The organism is Kutzneria viridogrisea DSM 43870, assembly GCF_000525635.1.
GTDB lineage: Bacteria > Actinomycetota > Actinomycetes > Mycobacteriales > Pseudonocardiaceae > Kutzneria > Kutzneria viridogrisea.
This window is the reverse complement of sequence record NZ_CP007155.1, coordinates 8,360,970-8,372,824: the sequence shown is the minus strand read 5'-3', so window position 1 is coordinate 8,372,824 and position 11,855 is coordinate 8,360,970. Positions and strand designations below refer to the sequence as shown.

Sequence of the window (11,855 nt, the reverse complement as noted above, 5' to 3'; positions counted from 1 at the left end):
GCGGATCCGGCGCATCGCCAAGAGAAAAATGGGCGTGGCGCGTGGAAATTCTTGGCGTTAGGGCTTACCGTGTGCCAGAAGTGGCCCAACATCAGGGCCGAAAGTGTCCTGGGAGGGACTGAAGGTGAACAAGGCCCAACTGATTGAGGCTCTTGCGGAGCGTCTCGGCGACAAGAAGGCCGCCAGCACCGCGGTCGACGGTCTGGTCGACATCGTCGTCCGCACCGTCCACAAGGGCGAGAAGGTCAACGTCACGGGCTTCGGCGTCTTCGAGAAGCGGGCGCGTGCCGCCCGCACCGCGCGCAACCCGCGCACTGGCGAGACCGTGAAGGTGAAGAAGACCAACGTTCCCGCCTTCCGCGCTGGTACGACGTTCAAGGACGTCATCAGCGGTGCCAAGAAGCTGCCGAAGGTGTCCGCCGCCAAGCCGGCCGCGCGCACCACGACCGCTGCCGCCAAGCCCGCCGCTGCCGCGAAGCCGGCCGCGACCCGCACCAGGGCCGCCGCCGCCACCGCTGCCAAGCCGGCCACCACGCGTCGGACCACGGCTGCCGCCAAGCCCGCCGCGAAGCCGGCCGCCGCCAAGGCGACCGCCACCAAGGCCGCCCCGAAGCGCGCCGCTGCCGCGAAGCCGGCCGCCGCCGCCAAGGCGACCACCACCGCGAAGGCCGCGCCGAAGAAGGCGACCGCCACCGCGAAGAAGGCCGCGCCGAAGAAGGCCGCTGCCGCCAAGAAGTGAATGCCGTGACCGGAGCAGCCACCCACTGAGCCGGTCGCGCTACGTCCCGACACACGACCCGCGCGTGCCGGGCGAGTACCAGGGCGAGGGACCTGCCGATACGCCAATCGGCAGGTCCCTCGCCCTATTCGCGCTCTCGTTGCCCGGCAACGGCAATTCGCGACGAACTGTCAGTATTTCCCGCTGGGGCGTGGGGCGGGCAGCGGACTGGGGTAGTAGTCCGCGGCGACCAGTCGCGGTGCCGCACCGGATCGGCCGTTGTCCGCGGGGGTCAGCGACAGCACCCAGAGGCTGCCTTTCTTGGCCTGCACGGCAGGCAATTCCACCCCGCCCAGATCGGCCAACCGGGTCACCAGGTCGGGAATGACCCCGCCCTGGCTGGAAACGACCGGGGTGCCACCGGCAGCGGCGATCTCCAACAGACGGGCCACCCCCGCGGAAGGGCTGTCCCAGTAGTGCCGCTCGGACAGCAGCGGTTCCGCAATCGGCTGAGTGTCCAGGTCCTCGGCCACCCCGCGCACCGTGTCCGCACAGCGCACCAGCGGGGCGGAATGCACCCGGTCGGCGCCGAACAACGGCAGCAGGCGGCGTAGTCCCGCCGCCTGGCGCAGTCCTGCCGGGCTCAACGGGCGCAGGTCGTCCTCCCCGGGCCACTCGTCCCGCTTGCCCGCCTTGGCGTGCCGCACGAGCAGCACGGTGGTCAGGTCCACGGGCACCGCGGTCAGCTCGGCCAGCACCGCGCGGTCGTGCCGGTGGGTGACCGCCTTGGCCGCCTTGGCAGGGCTGAGCCAGCGCAGCCGGTCCACTTCCTCGTTGGCAAGGAAGGAGCCCCCGGCCACCCGCGCGGAGAAGTAGTCCACCACCTTGGCCCTGCCCTCGACGCTGTAGTGCGCCGAGGGCAGCCTGCGACCCAGCACGGGCCGGTAACCGGTCTCCTCGACCGTTTCCCGGTACGCCGTCTCCGGGACCGTCTCCCCGTTGTCCGACTTGCCCTTGGGCAGCGACCAGTCGTCGTAGCGCGGCCGGTGCACCACGGCCACCTCGAGCTCACCGGCCGGGGTCCGGCGCCACAGGGCGACACCGGCAGCGTGGATCGTCACACCTGTTCCTTCGCACTGTGCTGGCGCATCAGCTCGGCCTGGTGGTCGCGCACCTGCGAACCGTCCGAGGGCGAGGGGTCCCAGGTGCCGCTGGTGCCCAGCACCCAGCAGCGGGTCGCCGGGTCCAGCGCGGAGTCCAGCACCGAGGACAGCTGCGCGATCAGCTTGGGATCGGTCACCCGCAGCATCACCTCGACGCGGCGGTCCAGGTTGCGGTGCATCATGTCCGCGCTGCCGATCCACAGCTCCTGGCTGCCGTGGAACTGCGCGATCCTGGAGTGCTCCAGGAAGCGGCCCAGGATCGAGCGCACCTGGATGTTCTCGCTCAGACCGGGCACGCCGGGCTTGAGCGCGCAGATGCCGCGCACCACGACCTGGACCCGCACGCCCGCCTGGGAAGCCCGGTACAGCGCGTCGATGACCTGCTCGTCCACCAAGGAGTTCATCTTCAGCCGCACCCCGGACGCACGTCCCGCGCGGGCGTGCTCGATCTCCCGCTCGATGCGCTGCACGATGCCGCGCCGCACCCCGTAGGGCGCGACCAGCAGGCTGCGGTAGGTGTCCTGGCGCGCGTAGCCGGTCAGCACGTTGAACAGGTCGGTCAGGTCGGCGCCGATGGTCGGCTCCGCGGTGAGGATGCCCACGTCCTCGTACAGCCGAGCCGTCTTCGGGTTGTAGTTGCCGGTGCCGATGTGGCAGTAGCGCCGGATGGTGGAGCCCTCCTGGCGGATCACCAGCGAGGTCTTGCAGTGTGTCTTGAGGCCCACCAGCCCGTACACCACGTGCACGCCCGCCCGCTCCAGCGCGCGGGCCCACTTGATGTTGGCCTCCTCGTCGAAGCGCGCCTTGAGCTCCACCAGCGCCACGACCTGCTTGCCCGCCTCGGCCGCGTCCATCAGCGCGTCCACGATCGGCGAGTCACCGGAGGTCCGGTACAGGGTCTGCTTGATGGCCAGCACGTTCTCGTCCGCGGCGGCCTGCTCGATGAAGCGCTGCACGCTGGTGGAGAAGGAGTCGTACGGGTGGTGCACCAGGACGTCGCCCTCGCGCAGGGTGGCGAACACGCTCTTGGGCGTCTCGCGGTCGGCGAAGGCAGGGTGCGTGGCCGGCACGAACGGCGGGTCCTTGAGCTCCTTGCGGTCCACGCCGTAGACCTGCCACAGGCAGGACAGGTCCAGTAAACCGGGCACCTCGACGACCTCGTCGGGCTCCACGTCCATCTCGCGCAGCAGCAGTTCGAGCACGTGCTCGCTCATGTCGTCGCCGACCTCCAGGCGCACCGGCGGGCCGAAGCGCCTACGCGCCAGTTCCCGCTCCAGGGCCTTGAGCAGGTCCTCGTCCTGGTCCTCCTCGACCTCCAGGTCGGCGTTGCGGGTGATGCGGAAGACGTGGCACTCGCTGACGTCCATGCCCGCGAACAGCTCGCCCAGGTGCGCGGCGATCAGTTCCTCCAGCGGCAGGAAGGTCGCGGTGCCGCTGCGCCGGTCGGCCTCGACCCGCACCAGGCGCGGCACGTTGTCGGGCACCTTGACCCTCGCGAACTGCTCGCGCCCGGTCTCCGGGTCGCGCACCGTCACCGCGAGGTTGAGCGAAAGCCCGGAGATGTACGGGAACGGGTGCGCCGGGTCCACCGCGAGCGGGGTCAGCACCGGGAAGACCTGCTCGCTGAAGTAGTTGGACAACCGCAACTGGTCGTGGCTGCCCAGGTCCTGCCAGGACACGATGCGGATGCCGTGCTGCTCCAGGCCGGGCCTGATCTCGTTGAGGAACGCCTTGGCGTGCTGGCCGACCAGTTCCTGGCTGCGCGCGGCCAGCCGGCTCAGCTGCTCGGTCGGGGTCAGCCCGTCGGCGCTGCGCACGGACAGGCCGGTCTCCTCGCGGCGCTTGAGGCCCGCGACGCGCACCATGTAGAACTCGTCCAGGTTGGACGCGAAGATCGCCAGGAACTTGGCCCGCTCCAGCAGCGGCTGGGAGGAGTCCTCGGCCAGCGCCAGCACCCGGGCGTTGAAGTCCAGCCAGGACAGTTCCCGGTTGAAGTAGCGGTCGTCGGGCAGATCGGTCTCGGCGATCGGTGCCGTCACCGCGGGCGGTGCCGAGGGGGATCGGTGCTGCTCGGGCTCGGCCGCTCTGCCCGCGGCCGCTACCGGTTCCGCCTTCGTCAACCCGGTGCTGCGCCGGGGCGTCCGGGTGGCCGCGGGTTTGGCCGCCGCTGCCTTGGGCTGTGCTGCCTGAGGTTGGGCCGCCTTGGGTTGGGTGCTCTTGGCCCGGGTCGTCCTGGCGGGGGCCGCCTTCGGTTCGGCAGCCTTCGGCGCCGGTTCGGCCTTGGCCTTGCGCGCGGTGGTCGTACGAGGCGTGGCGGCGGCTCGCCGGGTGGTCGCCCGAGGCTGCCTGCTCTTGGCGGGCGCGGGCTTGGTCGGCTCTGTCGAGGGCTTTGCCTGCTCGTCGTCGTTGTCCGTACGCACGCGGCCATTGTTGCTCAGACTCGCCGAAAACGCGCTGCCCAGGACGTACGACACGGTGAACGTGCGGTTTATGCGGGGAGATCAACCCGCGTTACGAGACCTGCGGCACGGTGCAGGGCGACCCGTTGTCCCGCACGGGGTGCCCGCCAGCCCCCGGCCCGCACTGCCTCGGCCGACGCGTCGAGGAGCACCCCGTCGTCACGCAGCAGCGTCAGCGAACCGTCGGGGTGCGCGGTGTGCACCGTGGCCTGTTCCACACGGTGACCATAAGCCATTACGCCGAAAGCACGAATTGCGCCGCGGTGCGCGGACCGAAACCGATTCGCGCCGCGACCGCCAAGTCCTCGGCGGTGTCCACGTCACAGCGCAGCGAGGGCCAGTCACCGGTCAGTGGCACCGCGCCGGACTCGGTGTGCGCGGTGGCCGAGCCGACACCGAAGCGCGGGTCCAGCGGCTCGCCGGGGGCGGCCAGCAACAGGGTGGTGCCGGTGCCCTGGCGGTCGGCGCAGAACGCCCGCCTGTCCCCGGCCTCGGCCAGCGCGGCGGACAACTCGGCAGGGCGCAGCGCGGGCAGATCGGCCTGTAGCGCGCCCACCGAGGGGCCCAGTGCGGCGGCGCCGTGGCGCAGCGCGGAGTTGAGCCCCGGCTCGGGCCCGTCGGCCAGCACCTCGACGCCGATCCGGTGCAGTGCGGAGGTCAGCTCCGGGTCGGAGGTGACGACCAGCACCCTGCCCACGCCCTGCGCCGAGGCGGCGGCCGTCACCGTGTCCAGGGCCACGGCCAGCACCAGCGCGGCGTGTGCCGCCGGGTCGCCGACCCCGCGGTCAGCGGCCCCGACCAGGCGCGACTTGGCCCGGTCCAGGGTCTTCACCGGGATGACGAGGTCCACAGTTCTACGCACGTCGTACATCCTGCACGACCCACCCGCGCTGGACCCGGCACAGCCCGCCATGCAGACTCGGGGCCGTTGTGGACGGGCAGCGCGAGGAGCACGGATGGCCAGGGAACGTGGCGGGTTCTGGATCGGGTTGTGCGCGGTGGTGTTCTACCCACTGACCGGACTGCTGGCGCGCAGGCCGACCAGCGGCCCCCGACTGCCCGGTGAGGGCGGTGTGCTGCTGGTGATGAACCACGTCTCGCACCTGGACCCGATCTTCGACGCGGTGATGGTGCACCGCAACTACCGGGTGCCCCGCTTCCTGGCCAAGGCCAGCCTGTGGAAGATCCCGGTGGTGGGCAAGGTGCTGGTCGGTGCGGGCCAGGTGCCGGTGTACCGGGGCACGGCCGACGCCAAGGAGAGCCTGCGCGCGGCCAACGAGGGGCTGGCCCAGGGCAAGCTGCTGCTGATCTACCCCGAGGGCACGATCACCAAGGACCCGGACGGCTGGCCGATGAACTCCCGCACCGGCGTGGCCCGGCTGGCGCTGGCCAACGACGTGCCGGTGATCCCGGCCGCGCGCTGGGGCACGCGCGCGATCTACGACGGCTACAACAAGAAGTTCCGGCCCTTCCCGCGCAAGACCGTCACCACGGTGTTCGGCGAACCGGTCGACCTGTCGGCCTACCGGGAGCAGCCGCTGACCAACCAGGTGCTGCGCGAGGTCACCGACCTGCTGATGAACCGGGTCAAGGAACTGTTGGAGCAGGCCCGAGGGGAGCAGGGGCCGACGGGCTTCTACTCCCCGGCCAGGGCGAGCCAGCAGGGCGAGGACTGAGGCGTGGTGGTGCAGCGGATCGCGGTGCTGGGCGCGGGCTCCTGGGGCACGGCCTACGCCAAGGTCCTGGTCGACGCGGGCCGGGACGTGGTGGTGTGGGCCAGACGGCCGGAGATCGCCGAGACGATCACCGAGCAGCGGCTCAACCCGGACTACCTGCCGGGGATCCGGTTGCCGGAGGGGCTGCGCGCCACCGCCGACGCCGAACTGGCCCTGGACGGGGCGCAGGCCGTGGTGCTCGCGGTGCCCAGCCAGACCCTGCGCGCGAACCTGGCCGTGTGGCGCGGGGTGCTGCCCGAGGGCGTCACGCTGGTGAGCCTGGCCAAGGGCGTGGAACTGGGCACGCTCAAGCGGATGAGCGAGGTCGTCGCCGAGGTGGCGCAGGTGCCCGCGGACCAGGTCGCCGTGGTGTCCGGGCCGAACCTGGCCAAGGAGATCGCGGCCCGCCAGCCCACCGCGACGGTGATCGCCTGCACCGACCACGAGCGGGCGGTGGCCCTCCAGACGGCCAGCGCCAACGAGTACTTCCGGCCGTACACCAACACCGACGTGGTGGGCTGCGAGCTCGGCGGCGCCTGTAAGAACGTGGTCGCGCTCGCCTGTGGCATGGCCGCGGGGCTGGGTTTCGGCGACAACACCATGGCGAGCCTGATCACCCGCGGCCTGGCCGAGACGGCCCGGCTGGGCGCCGCGCTGGGGGCCGACCCGCTGACCTTCGCCGGGCTGGCCGGGCTGGGCGACCTGGTGGCCACCTGTGCGTCCCCGTTGTCCCGCAACCGGTCCTTCGGCGAGCGGCTGGGCCGCGGCGAGACGCTGGCGCAGGCACAGGAGGCCACGCACGGCCAGGTGGCCGAGGGCGTGAAGTCCTGCTCCTCGATCCGTGAGCTGGCGCAGCGCTACGGGGTGGACATGCCGATCACCGATGGCGTGCACCGGGTCTGCCACGACGGGCTCGACCCGCGCAAGATGGCGGCCGAACTGTTGGGCAGGGCGCAGAAGGCGGAGCGCTCGTGAAGAGGGCGGACGGTTACTGGGGGGACGGCACTGCCTGCGTGCACGCGGGGTCCGCGCGACCCGTTGCCGGACAGCCCTTCCTGGCCGGTCCCGTGTTCGCCGCGCCGTACCACCTTGGCGCGGAGGACTTCTACGGCAGGCAGGGCAACCCGACCTGGCGCGCGCTGGAGCAGGCCATCGGCGCGCTGGACCGGGGCCACTGCACGGTGTTCCCCTCCGGCATGGCGGCGATCGGCGCCCTGTGCCGGGTGCTGCTCGGTGCCGGGGACGTGCTCGTGCTGCCCTCGGACGGTTACTTCCTCGCGCGCAGGTTCGTGCGCGAGCAGCTTGCCCCGCTGGGCCTTGAGGTCCGCGAGGTGCCCACGACTGGTCCGTGGACGGCGGAGGTCGTGCGCGGGGCCAGGCTGGTGCTGCTGGAGACCCCGTCCAACCCCGGGCTGGACGTGTGCGACCTGCCCGCGGTGGCGGAGTTGGCGCACGCGGCGGGCGCGCTGGTGGCCGTGGACAACACGACGGCCACCCCGCTGGGGCAGCGGCCGTTGGAGCTGGGCGCCGACATCTCGGTGGCCAGCGACACCAAGGCACTGGCCGGGCACAGCGATGTCGTGTACGGGCACGTGTCCACGGCGGACGAGGACCTGGCGCGGCGGCTGCGCGAGGAGCGCACGCTCAGCGGGGCCATCCCGGGTCCGTTCGAGACGTGGATGGTGCACCGTGGTCTGGGCACGCTGGACCTGAGGCTTGCTCGCCAGGCGGAGAACGCGGCGGCGCTGGTGTCCGCGCTGCGCGGTCACCCCGCGGTGACCAACCTGCGCTGGCCCGGGTCGCCGGAGGACCCCGCGCACGAGGTGGCGGCCAGGCAGATGCGCCGGTTCGGCGGGGTGCTGAGCTTCGAACTGCCCTCGGTGGCCGCGGTGGAACGCTTCCTCGCGGCGAGCGGGCTGGTGCTGCCGGCGACCAGCTTCGGCGGCCTGCACAGCACCCTGGACCGGCGCGCGCAGTTCGGCGACCCGGTACCGGAGGGGCTGGTCCGGTTCTCCGCGGGCTGCGAGGATTCCCACGATCTGGTCACCGACGTGCTCTCCGCTCTGGCCACCTTGACCGGTTGAGCCGGGGCCGCTTCAATTGGTGACGTGTTGTTGCGCGCCATGACCGGTAGGCGGGGTCACATCGACCTCCGCCGGGTCGCCAGCGCGCTGTGTCCTTTGAGCTGATCCTCTCCGACCGCCCGTCGCGGCGGCGATTTGTTCGCGCTCGAAAATCCACTGAGGACACACATGTTCGCCGTTCCCGAGAACACCGTCATCTCCGCTGTGCGCACCGCCCCGCAGCAGCCAACCAAGATCGTCCGCGAGGTCGCGGCGGACCGCTCCCGCTGGGCGCACCTGCTGCGCTACGACCCGGTGGAGCGCTGGGCCGCGCTGGTGGAGCGGACCGCCACCTACGAGGTGTGGCTGATGGGCTGGCTGCCGGGGCAGCACACCGACCTGCACGACCACGGCGGCGCCGAGGGGGCGTTCACCGTGGTGTCCGGCGCGCTCAGCGAGCGGGTCGCCCGCCGAGGGCAGCCCGGTGAGGTGCTGCACGTGGTGCGGACCGGCCAGTCGCGGGTGTTCGGCCCCGACTACGTGCACCAGGTCGCCAACGAGGGCACCGATCCGGCGGTGAGCATCCACGTGTTCGGCCCCACCCGCGCCCCGATGGTCCCGTACCGCCTCGACCCCGTGGACGGCCCAGTCCAGTCCTGACCGCGAGTCCCGCTCTGGAGCACGCGAGTCCCGGCCACAGGAGCGCGAGTCCCGGCACACGGGGCCGGCGAATCGGCGCGTGTCGGCGCTTCGCGTGCGGTGTGTCGGCGCTCGGCGTTCGGTGTGTCTGCACTTGGCGTGCATGTTCCCAGCGCGCGGGACCGCGCACCGGAACGTCCAACACTCCGTACCGGTAGCGCCGACACGCGGCACCGGAACGTCCGACACGCGCTGGGGCTTGGGCCTAGCGGTTCGTGACGTGGGCTGGGATGGGCAGGTCGCTGGCGGGGACCGGGGCGCCCCAGGTCGTGACGATGGGCAGGACCCCGGCCCAGGCGAGGTTGGCGGTCACGTCCTCCTCGTCGTCGCCGGGGGCGCCGGAGCGCATCTTCACCGAGGACTCGGTCAGGTCCAGTGCGAGCACGGCGGTGGCGGCGAGTTCGCGCTTGCTGGGCTGGCGGGCGTGGTCCCAGGACCCCGGCGACAGGTGCTCGGTCAGCACGCGCAGGCCGTGCAGCTTCTCCGCGGGCTCCTCGACCCTGCGGACCTGACCGTGCACCACGGCGCTGCGGTAGTTCATCGAGTGGTTGAACACCGACCGGGCGTAGACCACGCCGTCGACCAGGGTCACCGTGACGCAGACCTGGTCGGCGCCACGCAGGCTGCGCGCGCCGCTGGAACCGTGCAGGTAGAGCGTGTCCCCGTCGCGGCCGTACCCTGTGGGCAGCACCACGGGCGCGCCGTCCAGCACCACGCCGAGGTGGCAGATCAGTCCGCCGTCCAGCACCGCGTCCAGCTCGGACCGGTCGTAGACGGCCCGCTGCTTCTCGCGGTTGAGGGTGCTGCGCGGGGTCGGGGAGAGTGGTGGGCGAGTCACCAGTCCAGCCTGGCGCGGCAAGTGGCATCATAAAAGAGCCACTTTTCAACGAATTCGGAAGGCCAATTCAGTGCCGGACGACAGCTCGGACGCCTTGCTGATCACGCTGGACCGCACCGCGGCCACCCCGCTGGCGGTGCAGCTGGCCGACGCGCTGCGGGCCGCGGCCTCGGCGGGCCAGCTGCGCAGCGGGGACCGGCTGCCCTCCACCCGGACCCTGGCGACCCACCTGCGGGTCAGCCGCACGGTCACGGCGGCGGCCTACGACCAGTTGCACGCCGAGGGCTGGATCGTCGGTAGGCACGGCTCGGGCACGTACGTGACGACCACCCCGCCGGGGGCCATGCCGGTGGACACCGCCCGGCCAAGGCCCGCGCCGCCCGAGCGCGAGGTGATCGATCTGCAACTGGGCATCCCGTGGGTCGGCGGCCTGGACCGTGCCGCGTGGCGCCGGGCCTGGCGCTGCGCCGCCGACTCGGACCCGCTGATCCGCCACCACCTCGCGGGACTGCCCGAGTACCGCGAGGTGGTGGCGGAACACCTGTTGCGCCACCGGGGTCTGACCATCCGCGGCGGGCTGGCCACCGAGGCGGTGCTGGCCACGGCGGGCACCAGCGCGGCCGTGGCGGAGCTGGCCGCCGCCGTGCTGCGCCCCGGTGACGCCGTGGCCGTGGAGGAACCGGGCTACCAGCGGGCGGTCGGCGCCTTCGAGGCGGCCGGGATCCGTGTGCTGCCAGCGCCTCTGGACCGGCACGGCCTGCTCGTGGACGAGGTGCCAACGGGGGTGCGCGCGGTCTACTGCTCGCCCGCGCACCAGTACCCGCTGGGCAGCCGCCTGCCCGCCGCGCGCCGGGTCGCACTGGTGCAGCGGGCCCGCGCCGAGGGCTGGTGGGTCATCGAGGACGACTACGACGGGGAGCTGCGCTACGACGTGGCCCCGCTGCCGTTGCTGGCGGCGCTGGCCCCGGACGTGGTGGTGCACCTGGGCACGACGAGCAAGATCCTCACGCCGACCCTGGGCGCGGGCTGGATGGTGGCGCCCCCGCCGGTGGCCAGCGCCATCACCGCCTACCGGGAGCGCACCGGCACGAAGCCCGCGGCGGCGGGGCAGCGCGTGGTGGTGGAACTGGCCCGCAACGGGGACCTGGGGCGGCACCTGCGCCGACTGCGCCGCGAGCTGTCCGAGCGGCGGGTGCTCGTGGTGGATGCCTTGCGGGCGGCGGGAATCCCGGTGCTCGGCGATGACGCTGGCGCGCACGTGGTGGTGCTGCTGCCCTCCGCGCAGCGCGAGCGCGAGGTGCTGGACGCGGCCGAGCGGCACGGTTTCCGGCTGGACTCGCTCAGCCGCCACCACGCCGGGCACTCCCGCTGGTACGGCGTGGCGATCGGCTACACGGCCTGTTCCCGCGACCAGCTCACCGGGGTGCTGCCCGTGCTGGTGGACCTGCTGGTGAGCTGAGGCGGCTACTCCGCGTGGGCGAGCACGGCTCACGCTCGCAGGGCCGCGGGCACCTTGCGTGGTGAGTCCTTCGCCAGCGAGCGGTGCACCAGGACCGTGGCCAGCACGAGCACCTCGGCTGCGGGCAGCGGGTAGCCCAGCGCGGTGCCCGCGGTCAGGTCCAGCACCGGGGCCGCCACCGCGAGCACGAACACCCAGCGCGGGGCGGTCGGCAGCTTGCCCGCGCCCGCCCACGGGGTCTTCGCCCAGGGTTTGGCCACCGAGACCCAGGCCTGGAACGCGATCGCGGCGGCCATCAGCCCAGCGCCCACCGCCAGCCACACCGAGGGCGCACCGGTGCGCGCGGCCTCCCGCAGGGCGCCTGCCAGCACGAAGATGCCAAGGTAGAGCTGCACCACGGTGATCACGAACTTGACCAGCACCCACCAGTGCCGGAAGAAGCCCCATGCGGTGGCGGCGGCCAGCACGAACCCGGTGAAGGCCGAGACGTTGGCCAGTTCGGCCAGCAGCGCCATGTCCAGGTGCTTGGCCATGGTCAGCGCGCTGCCGCGCACCGCGGCATCGGCCGTGCCCAGGGCGAGGCTGGTCAGGACGAGCAGCGCCAGCGCCTGGGACAGCCAGCCAACCGAACAGACCACGTGCAGCCACAGCGTCAGCTGGCGCCATCGTTTTCCCGACATGGCAACGAGAATCGCCCAGAACTCCGCCCGGCACATCGGTGATGGCCCCTAGGTGGGAGCA

13 protein-coding genes are annotated in these 11,855 nt (G+C 72.2%); 7 read left to right on the top strand and 6 right to left on the bottom strand.

The genetic code is table 11. The features are described from left to right. Positions 1 to 124: 124 nt before the first annotated feature. On the top strand, positions 125 to 739 hold the full coding sequence (locus tag KALB_RS36340; protein ID WP_025360593.1) for an HU family DNA-binding protein: 615 nt from the start codon (positions 125 to 127) through the stop codon (positions 737 to 739). 170 nt (positions 740 to 909) lie between these two features. Here the strand turns inward: KALB_RS36340 and KALB_RS36335 are convergent, their stop codons facing one another. The 4 genes from KALB_RS36335 to cofC all read right to left on the bottom strand — a co-directional run bounded on the left by KALB_RS36335 (position 910) and on the right by cofC (position 5,202). Further along, a complete protein-coding gene (locus KALB_RS36335; protein ID WP_030109319.1) occupies positions 910 to 1,833 on the bottom strand; it encodes an NUDIX hydrolase in 924 nt (307 codons plus the stop codon). Between the two features lie 2 nt (positions 1,834 to 1,835). After that, positions 1,836 to 4,301 carry an RNA degradosome polyphosphate kinase gene (locus tag KALB_RS36330; RefSeq protein WP_025360591.1) on the bottom strand — a complete coding sequence of 822 codons (2,466 nt, stop codon included), beginning with the start codon at positions 4,299 to 4,301 and terminating at the stop codon, positions 1,836 to 1,838. Between the two features lie 68 nt (positions 4,302 to 4,369). Beyond that, positions 4,370 to 4,558: a cold-shock protein gene (locus tag KALB_RS47210; protein WP_148309792.1), complete on the bottom strand. Its 189-nt coding sequence runs from the start codon at positions 4,556 to 4,558 to the stop codon at positions 4,370 to 4,372. Between the two features lie 17 nt (positions 4,559 to 4,575). After that, complete coding sequence (cofC, locus tag KALB_RS36325; protein ID WP_236650098.1) at positions 4,576 to 5,202, bottom strand: 2-phospho-L-lactate guanylyltransferase; 627 nt, start codon at positions 5,200 to 5,202, stop codon at positions 4,576 to 4,578. A 94-nt stretch (positions 5,203 to 5,296) separates the two neighbouring features. Here cofC and KALB_RS36320 point away from each other — a divergent pair, with 94 nt between their 5' ends. The 5 genes from KALB_RS36320 to KALB_RS36305 all read left to right on the top strand — a co-directional run bounded on the left by KALB_RS36320 (position 5,297) and on the right by KALB_RS36305 (position 8,778). Next, positions 5,297 to 6,016: a lysophospholipid acyltransferase family protein gene (locus KALB_RS36320; RefSeq protein ID WP_025360589.1), complete on the top strand. Its 720-nt coding sequence runs from the start codon at positions 5,297 to 5,299 to the stop codon at positions 6,014 to 6,016. Positions 6,017 to 6,025: 9 nt separating this feature from the next. Continuing rightward, positions 6,026 to 7,030 carry an NAD(P)H-dependent glycerol-3-phosphate dehydrogenase gene (locus KALB_RS36315; protein ID WP_025360588.1) on the top strand — a complete coding sequence of 335 codons (1,005 nt, stop codon included), beginning with the start codon at positions 6,026 to 6,028 and terminating at the stop codon, positions 7,028 to 7,030. Further along, on the top strand, positions 7,027 to 8,139 hold the full coding sequence (locus KALB_RS36310) for a cystathionine gamma-lyase (protein WP_025360587.1): 1,113 nt from the start codon (positions 7,027 to 7,029) through the stop codon (positions 8,137 to 8,139). The genes KALB_RS36315 and KALB_RS36310 overlap by 4 nt, the downstream gene beginning before the upstream one ends. A 39-nt stretch (positions 8,140 to 8,178) precedes the next feature. Then, positions 8,179 to 8,244, top strand: a complete 66-nt coding sequence (locus KALB_RS50350; RefSeq protein WP_420811842.1) for a putative leader peptide — start codon at positions 8,179 to 8,181, stop codon at positions 8,242 to 8,244. Between the two features lie 63 nt (positions 8,245 to 8,307). Then, the gene (locus KALB_RS36305; RefSeq protein ID WP_025360586.1) at positions 8,308 to 8,778 is read left to right on the top strand and encodes a cysteine dioxygenase; all 471 of its coding nucleotides are present in this window, start codon (positions 8,308 to 8,310) and stop codon (positions 8,776 to 8,778) included. A 244-nt stretch (positions 8,779 to 9,022) separates the two neighbouring features. Here KALB_RS36305 and KALB_RS36300 read toward each other — a convergent pair whose 3' ends face one another. Continuing rightward, a complete protein-coding gene (locus tag KALB_RS36300; RefSeq protein WP_030109071.1) occupies positions 9,023 to 9,658 on the bottom strand; it encodes a pyridoxamine 5'-phosphate oxidase family protein in 636 nt (211 codons plus the stop codon). Between the two features lie 67 nt (positions 9,659 to 9,725). On the opposite strand from KALB_RS36300, the gene pdxR reads away from it, so the two are divergent. Next, positions 9,726 to 11,114 (top strand): MocR-like pyridoxine biosynthesis transcription factor PdxR, encoded by a 1,389-nt coding sequence (gene pdxR / locus KALB_RS36295; protein WP_025360584.1) that lies wholly within the window; start codon positions 9,726 to 9,728, stop codon positions 11,112 to 11,114. Positions 11,115 to 11,143: 29 nt separating this feature from the next. Here the strand turns inward: pdxR and KALB_RS36290 are convergent, their stop codons facing one another. Continuing rightward, entirely contained in the window at positions 11,144 to 11,794 is a 651-nt protein-coding gene (locus KALB_RS36290; protein ID WP_025360583.1) for a hypothetical protein, read from the bottom strand. Positions 11,795 to 11,855 lie beyond the last annotated feature (61 nt).